Origin of the sequence: Streptomyces sp. TRM68367, from assembly GCF_014495685.1 — a bacterium.
Taxonomy (GTDB): Bacteria; Actinomycetota; Actinomycetes; order Streptomycetales; family Streptomycetaceae; genus Streptomyces.
In genome coordinates, this window is record NZ_JACTVI010000037.1 from 40,917 (window position 1) to 58,483 (window position 17,567).

At 72.4% G+C, this 17,567-nt stretch carries 19 protein-coding genes; 11 read left to right on the top strand and 8 right to left on the bottom strand.

The features are described 5' to 3' along the window. Positions 1 to 3 precede the first annotated feature (3 nt). From H8R17_RS23200 to H8R17_RS23220, 5 genes are all read left to right on the top strand, one after another. Positions 4 to 1,026, top strand: a complete 1,023-nt coding sequence (locus H8R17_RS23200) for a LacI family DNA-binding transcriptional regulator (protein WP_187825135.1) — start codon at positions 4 to 6, stop codon at positions 1,024 to 1,026. A gap of 95 nt (positions 1,027 to 1,121) precedes the next feature. Continuing rightward, a complete protein-coding gene (locus H8R17_RS23205) occupies positions 1,122 to 2,363 on the top strand; it encodes an extracellular solute-binding protein (RefSeq protein WP_187825136.1) in 1,242 nt (413 codons plus the stop codon). A 20-nt stretch (positions 2,364 to 2,383) separates the two neighbouring features. Next, positions 2,384 to 3,346 carry a carbohydrate ABC transporter permease gene (locus H8R17_RS23210; RefSeq protein WP_187825137.1) on the top strand — a complete coding sequence of 321 codons (963 nt, stop codon included), beginning with the start codon at positions 2,384 to 2,386 and terminating at the stop codon, positions 3,344 to 3,346. Next, positions 3,343 to 4,164, top strand: a complete 822-nt coding sequence (locus H8R17_RS23215) for a carbohydrate ABC transporter permease (RefSeq protein ID WP_187825138.1) — start codon at positions 3,343 to 3,345, stop codon at positions 4,162 to 4,164. The genes H8R17_RS23210 and H8R17_RS23215 overlap by 4 nt, the downstream gene beginning before the upstream one ends. Positions 4,165 to 4,210: 46 nt before the next feature. Continuing rightward, positions 4,211 to 5,965, top strand: coding sequence for an MGH1-like glycoside hydrolase domain-containing protein (locus tag H8R17_RS23220; protein ID WP_187825139.1), 1,755 nt, complete (start codon positions 4,211 to 4,213; stop codon positions 5,963 to 5,965). A 31-nt stretch (positions 5,966 to 5,996) separates the two neighbouring features. Here H8R17_RS23220 and lpdA read toward each other — a convergent pair whose 3' ends face one another. The 4 genes from lpdA to H8R17_RS23240 all read right to left on the bottom strand — a co-directional run bounded on the left by lpdA (position 5,997) and on the right by H8R17_RS23240 (position 10,184). Further along, the gene (gene lpdA, locus H8R17_RS23225) at positions 5,997 to 7,409 is read right to left on the bottom strand and encodes a dihydrolipoyl dehydrogenase (protein ID WP_187825140.1); all 1,413 of its coding nucleotides are present in this window, start codon (positions 7,407 to 7,409) and stop codon (positions 5,997 to 5,999) included. Between the two features lie 405 nt (positions 7,410 to 7,814). Beyond that, positions 7,815 to 9,017: an aromatic acid exporter family protein gene (locus H8R17_RS23230; protein WP_187825141.1), complete on the bottom strand. Its 1,203-nt coding sequence runs from the start codon at positions 9,015 to 9,017 to the stop codon at positions 7,815 to 7,817. A gap of 98 nt (positions 9,018 to 9,115) precedes the next feature. Further along, on the bottom strand, positions 9,116 to 9,769 hold the full coding sequence (locus H8R17_RS23235; protein WP_187825142.1) for a hemerythrin domain-containing protein: 654 nt from the start codon (positions 9,767 to 9,769) through the stop codon (positions 9,116 to 9,118). A gap of 256 nt (positions 9,770 to 10,025) precedes the next feature. Continuing rightward, entirely contained in the window at positions 10,026 to 10,184 is a 159-nt protein-coding gene (locus tag H8R17_RS23240) for a hypothetical protein (protein ID WP_187825143.1), read from the bottom strand. Between the two features lie 84 nt (positions 10,185 to 10,268). Between H8R17_RS23240 and H8R17_RS23245 the strand changes: the two genes are divergently transcribed. From H8R17_RS23245 to H8R17_RS23260, 4 genes are all read left to right on the top strand, one after another. Then, positions 10,269 to 10,565, top strand: coding sequence for a hypothetical protein (locus H8R17_RS23245; protein WP_223125380.1), 297 nt, complete (start codon positions 10,269 to 10,271; stop codon positions 10,563 to 10,565). A 293-nt stretch (positions 10,566 to 10,858) separates the two neighbouring features. After that, positions 10,859 to 11,404 (top strand): erythromycin esterase family protein, encoded by a 546-nt coding sequence (locus H8R17_RS23250; protein WP_223125381.1) that lies wholly within the window; start codon positions 10,859 to 10,861, stop codon positions 11,402 to 11,404. A gap of 25 nt (positions 11,405 to 11,429) precedes the next feature. Continuing rightward, positions 11,430 to 12,083, top strand: a complete 654-nt coding sequence (locus tag H8R17_RS23255) for a phosphoribosyltransferase family protein (RefSeq protein ID WP_187825144.1) — start codon at positions 11,430 to 11,432, stop codon at positions 12,081 to 12,083. A 55-nt stretch (positions 12,084 to 12,138) separates the two neighbouring features. Beyond that, a complete protein-coding gene (locus H8R17_RS23260) occupies positions 12,139 to 12,507 on the top strand; it encodes a hypothetical protein (protein WP_187825145.1) in 369 nt (122 codons plus the stop codon). Positions 12,508 to 12,529: 22 nt separating this feature from the next. Here H8R17_RS23260 and H8R17_RS23265 read toward each other — a convergent pair whose 3' ends face one another. The 3 genes from H8R17_RS23265 to H8R17_RS23275 form a co-directional block, all read right to left on the bottom strand. Next, positions 12,530 to 12,763 (bottom strand): hypothetical protein, encoded by a 234-nt coding sequence (locus H8R17_RS23265; RefSeq protein ID WP_187825146.1) that lies wholly within the window; start codon positions 12,761 to 12,763, stop codon positions 12,530 to 12,532. A gap of 294 nt (positions 12,764 to 13,057) precedes the next feature. Next, on the bottom strand, positions 13,058 to 13,930 hold the full coding sequence (locus tag H8R17_RS23270) for a universal stress protein (RefSeq protein ID WP_187825147.1): 873 nt from the start codon (positions 13,928 to 13,930) through the stop codon (positions 13,058 to 13,060). A 61-nt stretch (positions 13,931 to 13,991) separates the two neighbouring features. After that, entirely contained in the window at positions 13,992 to 14,699 is a 708-nt protein-coding gene (locus tag H8R17_RS23275) for a CBS domain-containing protein (RefSeq protein ID WP_187825148.1), read from the bottom strand. Between the two features lie 450 nt (positions 14,700 to 15,149). Here H8R17_RS23275 and H8R17_RS23280 point away from each other — a divergent pair, with 450 nt between their 5' ends. Together H8R17_RS23280 and H8R17_RS23285 are read left to right on the top strand one after the other, a co-directional pair. Next, positions 15,150 to 15,425 (top strand): hypothetical protein, encoded by a 276-nt coding sequence (locus tag H8R17_RS23280; protein WP_399477146.1) that lies wholly within the window; start codon positions 15,150 to 15,152, stop codon positions 15,423 to 15,425. Between the two features lie 216 nt (positions 15,426 to 15,641). Next, positions 15,642 to 16,136, top strand: a complete 495-nt coding sequence (locus H8R17_RS23285) for an inorganic diphosphatase (RefSeq protein ID WP_187825149.1) — start codon at positions 15,642 to 15,644, stop codon at positions 16,134 to 16,136. Here H8R17_RS23285 and H8R17_RS23290 read toward each other — a convergent pair. Beyond that, a complete protein-coding gene (locus H8R17_RS23290) occupies positions 16,098 to 17,333 on the bottom strand; it encodes a hypothetical protein (RefSeq protein WP_187825150.1) in 1,236 nt (411 codons plus the stop codon). The two genes, H8R17_RS23285 and H8R17_RS23290, sit on opposite strands and share 39 nt — an antisense overlap. Positions 17,334 to 17,567: the final 234 nt, after the last annotated feature.

A 17,567-nucleotide genomic window follows, 5' to 3' on the forward strand; every position in this document is an offset into this window, starting at 1 on the left:
TCCGTGAACATCGGTGAGATCGCCCAGCGGGCCGGTGTCTCGCGGAGCACCGTGTCCTACGCGCTCAGCGGGAAGCGCTCCGTGTCGGAGGCCACCCGGCGCAAGATCCAGCGGGTCATCGACGAGCTGGGCTACCGCCCCAACGCGAGCGCCCGCGCCCTGGCCAACGGCCGGACCAGCACCCTCGGCCTGGTCTTCCCGCCGGCCGGGAACCACTACACCGGCATGCAGCTGGACTTCATCGGCAGCGTGGTGGAGGCCGCCGCGGCCTACGACTACGACGTGCTGCTCTCCCCGAGCGGCGCGGACAGCGACAGCTCCTTCCAACGGCTGCTGGGAGAGCGGCGCGTGGACGGCGCGATCCTGATGGAGATCAGGCTGCGGGACGACCGGGTCGACCATCTGCGGACGGTGGGCTTCCCGGCGGTCTGCATCGGCCGCACCGAGCAGCCGGACGGCGACTGGTGGGTCAGCCTGGACCACACCGCGCTGGTGAAGGCGTGCGTCCACCATCTCGCGGACCTGGGGCATCGCAGGGTCGCCTTCGTCAACCGGCCCGAGCAGCTGCTGCGGGCGGGCTACGAGTCCGCGCACCGCGGTCTCGACGGCTTCACCAAGGCCGCGGCGGAGCGCGGGCTGACCGTCCGGACGTACTGCTGCGGGGACGACGCCCCGTCGGGCCAGGCGTGCGTGGAGCGGATCCTGCACGACGATCCCGGTACGACGGCCGTGGTGACGCTGAACGAGGCCGCGCTGGGCGGGCTCTACCGAGGGCTGACCCATGCCGGACTGCATGTCCCGCGCGACTTCTCGGTCACGGGGGTCGTGGCCAGCCGGTGGGCGGAGACGGTGACCCCGCAGCTCACCGCGGCGGACGTGCCCGCGGCAGAGATGGGCCGGCTGGCCGTCGAGCTGCTCGTCGAACGCCTCGACCACCCCGGCGCCCCGCCCCGGCACCAGCTCCTCACGCCGCCGATCTCCCTGCGCGCCAGCACGGCCCCCGCCGGGGCCGACGCGACTACCTGACCACACGCCACCCACCACATTTCGTCCCCTCTCGCATTCACCCCGGTCACCCCTCCTCAGGCACCCGTGTGCCCAGAGCCGAAGAGGAACGCACCATGAACAGAGCCACCGGGCGGCGTCTTGCCGCCGCCGCCATGACCGTCGTCGCCGTAGCCGCCGGCACCACCGCGTGTTCCAGCGGCAAGAACGCCGCCTCGAACGCGGCGGACAGCGGCACCTACACCGTCTGGGACCCGTACCCGCAGTTCGACAAGAGCTCGGCGTGGGCGAAGCTGCTGGACCGCTGCGGCGGCCAGGCCGGCGTGAAGGTCGAGCGGACGGCGTACGACACCAGCGACCTCACCAACAAGGCCCTGCTGGCAGCCCAGCAGGACAACTCCCCCGATGTGCTGATCGTCGACAACCCCGTGGTGTCCACCCTCGCCGAGGCGGGCGTGCTCACCACGACCGAGGACACCAAGACAGACACCTCGAAGGCCGACCCGAACCTGCTCGCCGCCGGACAGACGGGCGGCAAGACGTACGGCACTCCCATCGGCGCCAACACCCTCGCCCTGTACTACAACAAGGACGTCCTGAAGGCCGCGGGCGTCGACGTCGCGTCCATCAAGGACTGGCCGTCACTCACCGCGGCCCTGGACAAGGTCAAGAAGGCGGGCAAGAAGGGCATCACCTTCTCGGCGATCGGCACGGAGGAGGGCAGCTTCCAGTTCCTGCCGTGGTTCTGGGGAGCCGGCGCAAAGCTGACCCAGGTCGACTCGCCCGAGGGCGTCTCGGCGCTGAAGCTGTGGAGCGACTGGCTGAAGCAGGGTTACGCCCCCAACTCGGTGCTCAACAACACGCAGACCACCAGCTGGCAGGAGTTCGCGAGCGGCGACTACGCGTTCGCGGAGAACGGCACCTGGCAGCTGGCCAACGCCAAGAAGGCCGGTTTCGACTACGGCGTGCTGCCGATCCCCGCCGCCAAGAGCGGCACCGCGGCGGCCCCGACCGGCGGAGAGTTCGTCACCGTCCCGGTCCAGGGCGACACCGGCCGCTACGCCACCACGAGCAAGCTGGTCTCCTGCCTGACCAGCGGCACCAACCTCTACGACACGGACACGACCCTGTCGTACGTCGCCCCCACCCGTGAGGTGCAGGACAAGCAGGTGGCCGCGGACGCAGAGCTGAAGCCGTGGGTCGAGGCGGTCAGGGCCGCCAGGGGACGCACCAGCGACGACCTCGGCACCAAGTACCCGAAGATCTCGGAGCAGTTGTGGAAGGCGGTCCAGTCCGCCCTGAGCGGCTCCAAGTCGCCCGAGGACGCGCTGTCCTCGGCGCAGAACGCCGCCAAGTGACCATGGCCCGGGGCACGTTGATGAACCAAGCGACACAGCCGCGGGCGCGGGACGTGAGCGCGGCCGCCGACGCCGGTCCGCCTCCGAAGCGGCGGCGCCGGCCCTCCTCCCAGCAGTGGGCCGCCTGGGGCTTCCTGGCCCCGGTGGCCGTCTACCTCGTCCTCTTCTACGCCTATCCCCTCTACCGCAACATCGACCTGAGCCTGCGGAACTACACCGTCCGCTCCTTCGTACAGGGCGACGCGCCGTTCACCGGTCTCAAGAACTACCTGACCGTCTTCGACGACCCGACGTTCGGCCCGGCGCTGACGCACACCGTGGTGTTCACCGCCGCGTCGCTCGTCTTCCAGTACGCCATCGGTCTGGCCCTCGCGGTCTTCTTCAACCAGCACTTCCGGCTCTCCGCGACCCTGCGCGCCCTGTTCCTGGTGCCCTGGCTGCTGCCGCTGATCGTGTCGGCCTCCACCTGGTCGTGGATGCTGAACAGCGACTCCGGGATCGTCAACGCGGCCCTGAACCTGCTCGGGCTCGACGCGGTGAACTGGCTGACGTCACCGTCGTGGTCGCTCACCTCGGTGATCGTCGCGAACATCTGGATCGGCGTGCCGTTCAACCTGGTGCTGCTCTACAGCGGTCTGCAGGCCATCCCGCGCAGCCTGTACGAGGCGGCCGCGCTGGACGGCGCAAACGCCTGGCAGCGGTTCTGGCGCGTCACGTTCCCGCTGCTGCGCCCGGTGTCCGCGATCACGCTGCTGCTGGGCCTCGTGTACAAGCTCAAGGTCTTCGACATCATCTGGATCATGACCAAGGGCGGTCCGGCGAACTCGTCCACCACCTTCGCCACCTGGTCCTACCAGCTCGGCTTCGGCAACCTGCTGCCCGCCTTCGGCCCCGGTGCGGCCGTCGGCAACCTGCTCGTCGTCGCCGCCCTGGTCTTCGGCCTCGTCTATCTGAGGGTGCAGCGCAAGCAGGAGGTGTCGTGAACCGACGCGGCCTCACGTGGGGGAAGACGGCGGTCGGTCTGCTGCTGACCGCGGGCATGCTCTTCCCTGTCTACTGGATGGTCAACGTGTCCCTCACCCGGGACCAGGACATGCGCAAGAGTCCGCCGGACCTGTTCCCGTCGCACGGCACGCTGGAGGGCTACCGCACCGTCCTCGACCAGCAGCTGCCCTACCTCGGCACCAGCCTCGTCATCGGCCTGGGCACCGTCGCGCTCACCGTCGCCCTGTCCGCGCCCGCCGGCTACGCGCTGGCCAAGCTGCGCCCGCGCGGCGGCGGTGTGCTGGGCTTCCTCCTCCTGGTCGCCCAGATGATCCCGGGCATCATCATGGCGATGGGCTTCTACGCCATCTATCTGCAGCTCGGCCTGCTGCAGTCGGTGCCGGGACTGATCGTCGCCGACTCCACCCTGGCGGTCCCCTTCGCGGTGCTCATCTTCACCGCGTTCATGTCCGGCATCCCCGGCGAGCTGCTCCAGGCGGCGAAGACGGACGGCGCGGGCGTCGTGCGCACCTTCTGGTCGATCATCCTGCCCATGAGCCGCAACGCCGTCGTCACGGTGTCGCTGTTCGCCTTCCTGTGGTCCTGGTCCGACTTCGTCTTCGCCAGCACGCTCGTCAACGGCGGCGCCCACGAGCCGATCACGCTCGGCATCTACCAGTACATCGGCAACAACAACCAGGAGTGGAACGCCATCATGGCCACCGCCGTCGTCGCCTCGCTGCCGGCCGCGGTGATCCTCGTCCTGGCCCAGCGGTACGTCGCGGCCGGCGTGACCGCCGGAGCCGTCAAGGACTGACCCACCGCCGTCCAGCCCGCCACAACCGAAGAATCGAGTACCCAGCATGACCGCCGCCCCCTCCGGCCCGGCCTTCTCCGTCCGCGACATCCCGTTCAGCACGTACGGGTCCTGGTTCGGCTTCTCGCCCGTAGTGGCGCAGAAGACGTACGCCGACGACCTCCACCTGGTCTCGCACCAGAACGGCATGCACGCCGTGCTGCGCCTCGTCCCCCTCGACCCGGTGACGGGAGACCGGTGCGACACGTCCGTGCGGGCCACGCCGGGTCTGCTCGGCTGGACCGGCCGGGGCGGGCGCGCCGACCTGGCCTACGAGTCGCCGGACACCGTGCGGCTGCGCGGCGAGGGGCTCGGCCTGCGCGTCGCCGCGGCGGCGTCGGAGCTGACGCCCTTCACGGGCACGTACTTCTTCCGCGACCCGGCGGACGGCGCGTACGTGTTCACCTCGTACGAGACCGGGCGCCGCTACCGGGTCACGGTGCTGTCCGGCACGGCCGCCGAGGTGTCCGGCGCGCAGAGCCTGGGCGGCGCCGACCGCGGTCTCACGCTCGCCGCCGACGGCGAGGGCGGGTGGGAGGCGGTCGTGGAGGAACTCGACTGCGCCCGGAGCCCGTATGTGCGCCGGGCCGCGTTCGACGAGGTCGTCTCGGCTGCCGAGGGTGCGTTCCGGTCGTTCGCCGACGCGGTGGCACCGTGGCGCTCCGCCGGCACGCCGGCCGCCGAGCTCGCCGCGTACGTGCTGTGGTCGGCTACGGTGCGCCCGGCCGGCCTGGTCACCCGGCCCGGCGTGCTGATGTCCAAGCACTGGATGGACAAGGTGTGGAGCTGGGACCACTGCTTCAACGCCCTCGCCCTGGCCCCCGGCGCGCCGGAGCTGGCGTGGGACCAGTTCGCGCTGCCCTTCGACCACCAGGACGACAGCGGGGCGCTGCCGGACTCGGTCACCCACTCCGAAGTGCTCTACAACTTCGTCAAACCCCCCATCCACGGCTGGGCCCTGCGCCGGCTGCGCAGCCGCCTGCCCGCACCCCTCGGGCCGGCGGAACTCGCCGAGGCCTACCGCCGTCTGGAACGCTGGACCGGCTTCTGGCTCACCGCCCGGCGCGCCCCCGGCGCCGCGCTGCCCCATTACCAGCACGGCAACGACAGCGGCTGGGACAACGCCACGACCTTCGACCCCGAGCGCGTGGTCGTCACCGCCGACCTGGCCGCGTTCCTCGTCCTGCAACTGCACGAACTGGCCGACCTGGCCATCGAGTTGGGCCGCCCCGAGGACGCCCTGCGGTGGACCCGTACGGCAGACGCGACCCGGGCCGCGCTGCTCGACGAGCTGTGGACCGGCAACCGGTTCGCCGCGCGCGGCGTCCACAGCGGGGACACCTGGACCACCGCCGGCCTGCTCGACCTGATGCCGATCGCGCTCGGCGAGCACCTGCCGGAGAGCCTCAGCACGGCGCTGGCGGACCGCATCAAGGCCCACCTGACCGAACACGGGCTGGCCACAGAACAGCCCGCCTCCCCGCACTACCTGGCTGACGGCTACTGGCGCGGGCCGATCTGGGCGCCGGCCACCGTCCTCATCGAGGACGGCCTGCGCCGCGGCGGGCACCGGCATCTCGCGGACGAGATCAGCGCCCGCTTCCGCGCCCTGTGCGAGACCCACGGCTTCGCGGAGAACTTCGACGCCCTCACCGGCACGGGCCTGCGCGACCGCGCCTACACGTGGACGGCCGCCGCCTACCTCCTCCTGGCCGAGGCCCACGCGCTCGACGGCACCGAGGGCGGGCACGCCGGCGGCTGACACCCGCCGGCACCGCTGCCCCCGCTCTTCCTCACATGTTGATCATGTGTCCGGCGAGGCCGTGGACCGCTTCCTTCACGGCCTCGCTCAGCGTCGGGTGGGCGTGCACGTTGCGGGCGACCTCGTGGACGGTCAGGTCCCACTGCTGGGCCAGGGTCAGCTCGGGCAGCAGCTCGGTGACGTCCGGGCCGATGAGGTGGCCGCCGAGCAGTTCGCCGTACCTGCCGTCGCTGATCAGCTTCACGAAGCCGGCCGTCTCGCCCAGGCCCTGCGCCTTGCCGTTGGCGGTGAACGGGAACTTCACCACCTGCACGTCGTGGCCGAGTTCGCGGGCCTGGGCCTCGGTGTAACCGAAGCTGGCGATCTGCGGCTGGCAGAAGGTGGCGCGCGGGATCATCGCGTAGTCCAGCTCCATGGTCTGCGCACCGGCGATGGTCTCGGCGGCGACCACGCCCATCGCCTCCGCCGCGTGCGCGAGCATCAGCTTCGCGGTGACGTCGCCGATGGCGTAGATGTGCTGGACGGACGTACGGCAGCGGCCGTCGACGTCGATCGCGCCGCGCTCGGTGACGCGTACGCCGGTCTTGTCCAGGCCGTAGCCCTCTACGTTCGGGGCGAAGCCGATCGCCTGGAGCACCTTGTCGGCCTCCAGGACCTGCTGGGCGCCGTCCTTGCCGGTGACGGTGACGCGGACCTGCGGTCCTGACTCGTCGATCGCGTCGACGCGGGTGGAGGTGAGCACGTCGATGCCGAGCCTGCGGTACTGCTTGGCGAGTTCGGCGGAGACCTCGGCGTCCTCCAGCGGGGCGGCGCGGTCCAGGAACTCCACGACGGTGACCTTCACGCCGTAGTTGTGCAGCACGTAGGCGAACTCGATGCCGATGGCGCCGGCGCCCGCGATGACGATGGACTGCGGCAGGTCCTCGGCGAGGATCTGCTCCTCGTACGTCACCACGCGGGAGGTGCGGCGGGTGCCGGGGAGCAGCTTGGGGGTGGCGCCGGTGGCGATGATGCAGTGGTCGAAGCCGATGGTGCGGGTGCCGCCGTCGTAGCCGGAGACCTGGAGGGTGTGCGGGTCGAGGAAGGTGCCGCGGCCGTCGATCTCCGTGATCTTGTTCTTCTTCATCAGGAAGTGGACGCCCTTGACCCGGCCGTCCGCGACCTTGCGGCTGCGGCGGAAGGCCTCGCCGTAGTCGAAGGACACCTGCCCGTCGACCTTGATGCCGTAGGTCTTCGCCTCCCGCAGCACAGTATGCGCCAGCTCGGCGTTGTGCAGCAGGGCCTTGCTGGGGATGCAGCCGACGTTCAGACAGACGCCGCCCCAGTACTTCTCCTCCACGACCGCCACGCGCTTGCCCAGCTGGGCGGCGCGGATGGCGGCGACGTAGCCGCCGGGGCCCGCGCCGAGTACCACGACGTCGAATCGCTCGTCCTGCTCGGACATGGAGAGTTCCCTTCTCACGGGGCGACGTTGGACATCGGCCGGGATCAACCGGCCTCACCGCGATCATCCGCGCGTCGAACCGGCTCACGCAACCGATCCTCACCGCCGTGCCCGACTTGCCCCGTGCCAGACGTCATGGGCGTCGAGGACGGCGCGGTGGGTAGGGCGCCGTCCACGCCCTCGACGGGCAGGGCCACCGCTTCCGCAAGGCACTGTTCCTGCCGCTGCTGGACGCCCTGCACGCGTACGGCCATTCCAAGTATGCGATCCGGCCGCTGAGTTCGTCCCTGCGTCAGGAACTGCGGCTGGCGGGGAACGCGGCGTCGAGGCCGAGCGGATGATGGCCGTCCAGGCCCCATCGCACCCATCTCTCGCGCCACGACATGGATCGTGCCGTAATCCGCGTCACTCTTCCCTGCTCACCGGAACGATCTCCGCCCACAGGTTCTCGGCCTGCAGCAGCAGGGTGCCCAGGACCGCCGCGTGCGCGGCGCCCTGCCAGGCGTGCTCCCGCAGGCCGTCCTGCAGTTGCCGGTGCAGTCTGCGCAGCACCTCCTCGGTCCGGCCGTCCGGGGGTCCGTTCGTGTGGCCTTCGAGCAGGCGGCTGCCCTCCGCGTGGCAGGCGTCTCCGATGAGGTCCAGCAGATGCGCGTACGAGCCCAGGACCGGTCCCCGGGGTGGGGCGGGCGTGCGGCCGTCGTCGGCCGCGACCGCCAGCGTGCGGTTCAGCGCCGTGATATGTCCGGTGACGCGGCTCCAGCGTTCGTCCTCCTCCTCGGGCGGGACAGACAGCGGCACGCGGTACACGGCGCGCAGCGGGCCGTACGCCGTCCGCAGGCTCTCCCGGCTCCAGTGCCGCGCCGACCGCAGCGCGTCCAGGCGGTACTCCAGTCGCGCGGAGGCGGAGAGCCAGCCGACGGTGGTGTGCGCGTCCCACTCGCTCTTCCGCAGGTCGTCGGCCACCGTGTGCAGCGCATCGCCCGCCTCCCGGGCCAGCGCCGCGAGGTTCTCCCGTACGTCCCGCAGGTGGACCGGCGGCAGGACGAGGGCGTTGACGGCGACCCCGATCACCGCGCCCAGTGCCGCCTGCCCCACCCGGTGGCTGACCGCGGACGTGGAGACGGTGCCCGAGGCGAGCGTGAAGATCGCCGTGGTGACGGCGTAGATGCCCTGGTCGCCGAAGCGGGGCCAGTTCGCGAGCAGCATGAGCACCGGCACGGACAGGGCGAGTCCGCCGAGGGTCGTGCCGGTGGCGACCTGGGACGCCGACGCCAGCAGGGTTCCGGCGCAGATCGCCGCGAACTGCTGCACGGCCTGGCGCAGCGAGCTGTAGACCGTGGTCTGTACGAGTACCACCGCCACCCAGGGCGCCATCAGGGCCATCGGGTCGCCGAGCCACTCGTCGGCCACGACCCAGGCGAGCAGCGCCGCCCCCGCGGCCTTCAGCGACTGTACGGCCAGATCGCGTTCGCGCCCCGGCTCCCGGAAGGCGGCCCGTGCGGCCCGGCCGACGCCGCGGGCCTCAACGGGCCCCGGCACCCGGCCGCCCCGGGCCACCTGTCCGGCCTCACGGATCCACTGCGGCACCACCGGCCTCGTACGCGTCATGCGCATCGGGTATCCGCCGGACCCGCCGCGTCACGCCGACGGGAGGCCGGCAGGTGGATCGCCTCCGGGCGTCTGCCGCCGCCGTGGACATGTGTTCGCTACTTGCGCTGCTGGGCCCTGCTCACCTGCTCGGCAAGTTCTTCCTTGCTCATCGAGGACCTGCCCTGGATGCCGAGCTCCCGGGCCTTGTCGTACAGCTCCGCCCTGGTACCGCCCAACTCCGCCTTGGCCTCGCCCTTCGTCGCCTGGCGGCCCGCGGCCTTCGTCGCCTGGCGGCCTGCGCCACCGCTGCCCCTGCCGACGGCGGCCAGGGGCTCACCGGCCAGCGCCCGGGAGCGCCGTTCCGCGAACTCCAGGCCCAGTTCCCGCAGCCGGCCGGCGTCGACGGACTCGCGCAGCGCGGGCAGGATCTCGTTCTCCTCCTCCTCGACGTGCCGGCGGACGGCGTTGACCCACTTGTTCAGGGCGCGGTCGAACTGCTTGCTCTCCCAGTCCATTTCCAGCAGGTGCTTGCCGAGGCTCTCGGCCTGGTGGTGTTCCTCGGCGGCGTGCTCGGCCTCTTCCTTCTCGTGGGCCTCGTGGGCCACGGCCGGGTACACGCGGTCCTCCTCGGCCTCGCTGTGTGCCTCCAGCATGGCCACGGCCAGGGGGAGCGCCAGCGGCCGGGAGCTCTTGTCCTTCTTCATCATGTCGAACAGGCGCTGCAACTCCCGGTGGTCGGTGGTGAGCATGGTGATGATGTCGTCAGCCATGGTGCGGCCCTTCGTGCTGTCCGCCTGAGCGGCTCCCCCCTTCTTGCATCTCACCGTGTTTCCAGGGCACGCGCGCTGATGCGCCCTGCGAGGCCGGAGACGGGTCAGGGCTTGATGACATGGCTGCCGGCGGGGAGGGCGTCGGCGTGCCGCGACGAGCAGGTCGTTGTCGACGTACACGACGCGGGCGCCGGTCCCAGCCTGGTTTTTGGCCCCCTTGGACCGGTCCCAGCCGGTTTTTTGGCCCCCTTGGGCGTCACACGCGCGGCGGACCGGCGTCGACCACCGCCATCGACAGCTCCAGCAGGTCGAAGTGGATCAGGGACTCCAGCCACCAGGTCATACCGGCCTGGGCGAGGCCCCTGAGGTCGACGTGCTTGTCCTCCTGCCAGGCGGGGCTGGCGTTGCCGCGCACGGCGATGTCGAACGGCCGGTCGGACGGCAGCCCGGCGCTGACCAGCTTCTGCCGGAGCGCGGCGATCTCTTCCGGAGTCAGTTCGTGATCGCCGGGGTTGGGGAAGACAACGATCCCGAGCTGGCCTCCCTCCTCCCCCGCTGGTGCGAGCCGCTCACCTTCGACGCCGAGGACGCCGCGGATCAACTCGGTCGTGTCTTCGACGTCGTCGGCATCGAGCGCTGGGACCGGCCGATGATCCACCTCGCCGACCGGGCCGCGCTCGCCCACTTCCTGCGCGGCCGGGGACTGTCCGAGGAGGACGCGCGCCGTGCCGCGCACCGGCTGGAGACACCGCTGACCGTCACCAAGCGCAGGATGACCGGCTGGGCCCGCAAATAAGCTCGCCGCGTAGCAGCGCGCCCGGCGCGGCATGCCGGCGTCCCGGCGCCCGGTTTTCGCCGTGCGCCGGGAGGGAACCCGTCGCCGGACCCGCGGAAGGACGCGTGGAGGGAGGGCCGCCGTGCCCGACACCGACCGGCTCCGCATCCGGGACGAGGCCCGGCCGCTGTCCGGTCCGGCCTCACTGGAGGTGCTGGCCGGGGCCGAGCGCTACTACCGGGCCATGCTGAGCAGCGGCCCGGAGTCCTGGAACATCCGCGACCACCACATGGACCGACACCCTCGACCGGCTCATGGAGCACTACGGCCCCGATGCCAAGGCGGTGGTGTGGGAGCACAACACCCACATCGGGGACGCCCGAGCCACCGACATGGCCGACGCCGGCATGGTCAACGTCGGCCAGCTGGTGCGCGAACGGCACCTGGCGGAGGGCGTGGTGCTGGTCGGCTCCGGCTCCTGCGACGGCACCGTGATCGCCGCGGACCGTTGGGGGGACCTGCCGCGCGTGATGGACGTGCCGCCCGCCCGCAGCGGCAGCCTGGAGGACCTGCTGCACCGGGTCCTGCCCGGGGAGCGGGCCCTGTTCGTCCTCCCCGACGGGCAGCGCGAGGGGCTGGCCGTCGGACAGCGGGCCGAGTGGTTCCACCGGGAGCGCGGGCACCGCGCGATCGGCGTCGTCTACCAGCCCGGACTCGAACGCTGGGGCAACTACGTGCCCACGGTCCTCGGCCGGCGGTACGACGCCTTCTGCTATCTCGACCACACCAACGCCCTGCAGCCCCTGCGCCCCCTGACGGCCCGCAGCCCGGAGCAAGAGACCTGGCCCGCGGGCGTGTGACCCGCGGGCGAGCGAGGAGGAAGCCGTGTCATTCCGCGACCGCGCCCACGCCGGACGGGAACTCGCCCTGCGGCTGGTCGAGTGGGCCGACTCGGGCGACCTCGTCAACCTGCTCGTGCTCGGTCTGCCGCGCGGCGGTGTGCCCGTCGCAGCGCAGGTCGCCCGCGCCCTGCACGCGCCGCTGGACGTCCTGGTCACCGGCAAGGTCAGCACGCCGGTGCGGCCGGGGGCGGCGATCGGCGCCATCGTCGCCGAGGAGCCTCCGCTGTTCGACCGGCGGGCGCTGGAGATGCTGCGCCTGACCCCGGACCGGCTAGGCTCCGACGTCGCCCGCGAGCGCACCGAGCTGCACCGCCGCGAGCACCTCTACCGCGGCGGCCGGCCCGCTACGTCCGTCCGCGGCCGTACCGTGGTCCTGGTCGACGACGGCCTGGCCACGGGACTCACCATGACCGCGGCCCTGCGCTTCCTGCGCCGCCTGCGGCCGGGACGGCTCGTCGTGGCGGTGCCGGTGGGCGGCCCGCGCGCTGTGGACCAGGTACGGCAGGAGGCCGACGAACTCGTCTGCCTCGAACAGCCCGCGTCGCTGCACGCGATCGGCGAGTGGTACGAGGACTTCGCCGAGGTGTCCGACACACAGGTCGTCGAGGCACTGCGCGCCGTCGAGGCCACCGCGTGAGCCGGTCGCGGCCAGAAGAGTGACGGACAGGACAGCACAGGAAGGAGGCGGCACCGTGACCACACCGGCCCCGGAACGTCCCGCGCCGGTCCGGCTCGTCGAGGAGGCGTTCGTCTGCGTCCAGGCGTGCGAGGCCTGCGCGGCCGCCTGCCAGCCGGCCGTACCGGCGGTCGACCCGACCGCGTGGAACAGGGTGGCCGCACGGTGCGCCAGGACCTGCGAGCACACGAGCATGGTGCTGAACCAGCTCCCCGCCACCGACACGGCCGACCTGCGCGCCCAGGTGGAGCTGTGCGCGCTGACCTGTGAGGAGCAGGCCGCGGAGTTCGGCCGCCACGCGGCGGACGACCGTCATGGCGGGCAGGCGGACAGCTGCCGGCGCTGCGCGCAGGCGTGCCGGTCGTTCCTCACGTCACTGGGCTGAACCGGTGCGGACGCGCCGCCGTTCAGGCGTGGTCGACCAGTTCGGCGCGGCCCTTCTCCCGTGCGCAGTGGGCGCAGCAGTAGAACTGACCGTCCGCCTGCAGACCGTGGCCCAGGATCCGGCAGTTGCAGTTCTCACAGATCGGAGCCATGCGCTGGGCCGCGCACTCCAGGCTGTCGAAGATGTGGACCGCGCCGGCAGCCCGTACCTCGAAGGCCATCTCGTAGTTGTTGCCGCAGACTTCGCACTTCGCCATGAAGATCACTCCCTTTGTGTCCGGCGACGGACGGTCGCCGGGATGGGACCGGAACACGAGACGAGCCTGTCCCCGGCCGACGGGCGGCGCAACCGTGAGGGCAGCTGGCTTCGTCACCGTCGGGCCACAGCAGGCGCCGCCGGAGCTGGCCGTTCCCGGCACCTCTGATCGCCGCCGGGCGGGTGTACGGAGCGCAGGTCGTCGCCTACTGGTTCGCGCCGTCGGTTGTCGACGGCCGCGGCGGATCCACGTGTCTCCGGCGCCCCTGACGAAGGAGCCGGCCGAGTCCGCCGCCTACTCCGTGGGGACGACGGCGACCGGGCAGTCGGCGTGGTGCAGTACGGCGTGCACCACGCTCCCGAGGCGCAGCCCGAACCGGCCCGCGGGCGGATGGCGTGGCAGTACGACCAGGCCGGCCCGGGCCGAGGCGTCCACCAGCGCGGCGGCGGCCGGGCCGACGACCAGCTCGGTGTCCGCGTGCACCTGCGGGTACTCGGCGACGGGCCGGGCGGCCTCGTTCAGCAGTCGTGCGTGCAGACGCTGCTCCTCGTCCAGCCGGCTCGCCTGGGGCACCATCACGCCGGCCCGGACGACCGGCGCCCAGGCGTGCACCAGGCGTACGGCGGTCCGGCGCCGGCCGGCCTCGGCGAGGGCGAACCGTACGGCCGCCTCGTCGCGCTCGTCGCGCACGCCGACCACGACGTGGCCCTCGGCGGCCCGCTCGGTGTGGCCGCGCGCGACGACCACCGGCCGGTCCGCGTGGGCGGCCACCTTCAGGCTCACCGAGCCCAGCAGCAGACCGGCGAAGCCGCCGCGTCCACGCGTGCCGACCACGACCAGGCCGGTGTCCTCGGCGGCGGTCAGCAGGGCCTCGGCGGGATCGTCGCGGGCCAGGACGGTGTCGACGCGCAGCCGGGGGTGGGCGGCCGCGATCCGGTCCCGGGCGTCGTCCAGTACGCCGGTGCCCGCGGCGGCGATCCGCTCCACGGTCTCCGCCGCGCCCGGTTCGTCCGCCCCGGCCCCGGTGTCGGGCCCGACGGCGTGCAGGATCCGCAACGGCGCGCCGCGCAGCTCCGCCTCCGTGGCGGCCCACTCCGCGGCCAGCCAGGTGTGCGAAGTGTCGTCGACGCCGACGAGCACGGTGCCGGCGGGGCCGGCTGAGGTCATGGTCCCTCCACGGCGGGTCGCAGGTGCAGATGTTTCCCCGGGCCGGTCCCGCCCGCGCGGCTCATTGGGCGGCGCCCTCGCGCCGGGCGATGGCGCGTTCGACGTCCTCGCGGTCGAGGACGCCGAGGAGGTGTCCCTCGGGGTCGGTGACCGGGACGGTCGGCAGGCCGGCCTTCCTCATGCGTTCCAGCAGCGGGCCGAGTTCCTCGTCGGCGCGGACCGTGGCCGGGCCCGGCCGCAGGATGTCGGCGACCCGGCCCTCGGTGCGATCGGCCGCGTCGTCGTGCCGGAGCAGACCGACGACCACGTCCTCGTCGTCGACCACCACGCCCGTGCGCCGACCTGTCTCGTCCAGCATGGCCAGGGCGTCGTCGAGCAGCTGGTCGACGGTGCACAGCGGTACGTTGCGGTCCGCCACGTCCCCGGCCAGCGGAGTGCGGGCGGCCTCACCCTCCCTGGGCAGTCCCGCGGCGAGCCAGTCGGCCTTGCCGGGCACGTAGTCGTAGACCTGCCGGAACCCGAGCTGTTCCAGCCGTGCGGCTGCCCGCGGGCTCAGGTCGCACAGCTGGTCGGCGCAGTACCCGATGACGGGCCGCCGGGGATCCAGCTCGCCGGGCGCCGCCTCGTCCAGGTCGCGCAGCCCGATGCGGAGCGCGCCGGGCAGATGGGCCTGCTCGTACGGCTTGGGCGGCAGCACCTCGACGAGCTGTGCCCCCTCCTGCTCGACGAGCCGGAACACGTCCTGCCGGTCGAACAGCCGCGCGGGCATCGCGCCTCATCTCCCTCCACGACGGTCGCGCCCCGGGTACCCGAGGCCGCGCGGCACCACACATGGGGCCGATCTCCGCGGCCAGGAGTCGGGTGGGAGGTTCCCGGGGCACGCAGCGCCTGCTGCGACCGTGCTCCTGCGGAGCCGCGCCGCCCCGGCCGCCTGTCGAACTGGCCGTCCCGGTCTCCGGCACAGGGCATGGCCGTGGGCGCGCTGTGCGTCTCGGCGCGACGTCCTGAGCGAACGCCCCACCCCGCTGCAGCTCGCCGGCTGCGCGCTGATCCTGGTCCCGGCGTACGTCAACGGCCGCCGACGAGCGCGGCCGGAAGCCCGGCCCGGCGGCGGTCCGGCGCCATCCCGTCCAGTTCCGCCCCATCAGGCGCCGAATGAATCCCAGGCTGCGCAGATCGGACATCACGGTGACGGACGAAGCGGGCGGTCAGGCGGGCGGTGAAGGCGGCCTCATCGCCGAGTACGGCCCCGGCCTTCCTGCTGGTCCGGCAGGGCAGTACGGTCGCCGTCCAGGCCGGCATGCTGATGCTCGGGCTCCGTCTCATCTGCCTGCTCGGCACGATGTCGGCGGCGCCGTCCCTGATCGGCGTCGCCGCGGTGGCCGCCATGAAGGAGACCGCCCGCAAGCAGCTCGCGGGCTCCCCGCCCGCGGTCCAGACCCGGGAGGAGGCGGCCGAACTGATCGAGGAGCCGACCACGGCGCCGAGGTTCTAGCCCCGACAGGCAACGTTTGCCCGTCAAGGAGCGGCGTCCGGTGCGTGCTCTCGGCGTGCCGGCCGGAAGCCCTCGTACTGGACGTCATTGGGCTTTCGGCCGGTGCGGCGAGAGGGCGTGCCGGGCGTCGCGACGGGGCGAACGTTGCCTGCCGGGGCACTAGGTTGGTTCTGGGGTCCCAGGTTCTGGGGTTCCCGATTCAGGCAGGAGAGCGCGATGCAGTTCGACGTGACCGTGGAGATCCCGCAGGGGTCCCGGAACAAGTACGAGATGGACCACGCACGGGGGCGGATGCGGCTGGACCGGATGCTGTTCACGTCCACGCAGTACCCGGCCGACTACGGCTACGTCGACGGCACCCTGGGGCGGGACGGCGAGCCGCTGGACGCCCTGGTCCTGACCGGTGATCCGACGTTCCCGGGGTGTGTCGTCGAGTGCCGTGCCGTGGGGATGTTCTGCATGACGGACGAGGCCGGCCCCGACGAGAAGATCCTGTGCGTGCCCGCGCACGACCCGCGCTACGCGGGCACCCAGGACATCGGCGACATACCGGAGTTCGACCGGCTGGAGATCACCCATTTCTTCGAGGTCTACAAGGACCTGGAACCCGGCAAGTCCGCCGAGGGCTCCCACTGGGAGGGCCGGGACGGGGCGTACGCGGAGATCGCGGCGTCACGGCGGCGGGCGGAGGGCGCCGACGGCGCGGAATGACGCGGGGTCATCTTCCACCATGTCGGTGACATCCCGGTAGCGCAGCAGCACGCCCACCCCGTCGGTCAGGGTGCGGCCGGGCGGCAGCACGATCAGCTCGGCCCTGGTGCGGACGGCGGCGTACAGCAGGGCCGCGTCGGCGGGTTCTTCGCGGACCGCCGTCACGCCGAAGGTCTCCAGATCCGCGACTGACAGCGCGATCTGCGGGGGTTCCGTGCCCACCCACAGCCGTTCGGGAAGCCGGTCCGGCGCGCCGGGCCGGTCCGGCCGCACGAGCAGGAGGGCGCGTGCCTGGCCGCGTTGCAGGGCGGCGACGGCGGCGGCGACGCCCTCAGACCTGAGAGGGTGCCGGGCCCGCTGGGACAGGAAGGTGTCCGTCTGGAGGCGGTCCGTGCGGCTGAGGCGGCCGTCCAGCGTGTGCGCGACGTGCGTCTCGATCAGGGCGGGACTCGGCCCGGCCCCGGCCCCGGGATCGGCCGGGCCGGGCTCGTCCTCGACGACCGTCGTCCGGTTCTGGAGATGGATGGGCAGCTGGTTGGCCAGGACGCCCGAGACCCAGACGTCGCCCGCGTCGCGGCACAGCACGATCTCCTCGGCGCCGTGCCGGTCGGTCAGGTCCTCCAGTTCCTGCGCGATGCGCGGGGCGGTGTGCGGCCACTCCTCGGCGGGGACGAGGTGACTCAGCCGCCGGCCCGGCGTGACCCGGCTGGTTGGCCAGCGCCCGGTCTCGGCGACGACCAGCACGTGCTCCTCCGGGTCGGGCCACGCACCGCCGTCGCCGATGCCGTAGGCGCCGTCGACAGCGGGCCGCGCGCTGTCCCGGGTGAGACGGACCGCGAGGTATGGGATGTCCGGCGCGCGCTGCACGGCCAGCCGCATGGCGTCGGGCAGGTCGCCGAACCGGGCCGTCTCGCGCACGGGCGGTTCGGGCAGCTCCCGGTCCAGGGCCAGTCGTCCGTGCGCCGCGAAGAGGGCCCGTCCGTGCCGGCCGGGCACGGCGGGGCCCGTGCCCACGGCCGCGTCCAGGGCGTCGACGGTGGCGGCGTCCGCGCCCTGCGCGCGCAGGGCGTCCCGCTGGTGCCGCCAGCGCAGGTCGATCGCCTTGTCCCGCTCCTCGATGTCCTGGGAGGTGTCGAGGTAGATACTCGCCCAGGGGCCGGGCGCGGCGAAGAGCGGGTCGAGGAACGTCAGCTTCATGGTGCGACCGGGCCAGTTGCTTCGCTCCGACGGCGCCGCGGCGTGACGCGTGGCAGAACGCGTGCGAGGACTACCGGACAGCCGGGCCAGAGCATCGCGTCCTCCCCGCCGGAGCCGTACGGACGGATTCAAAGCCATATGGATCTACTACGTCCGCCGCGAGCCGCCCGGGTACCCGCACGAACCAGGGCCATGCGCGCCTTACCAACCCCCACCTCCCGGCTCCGCCTGCCC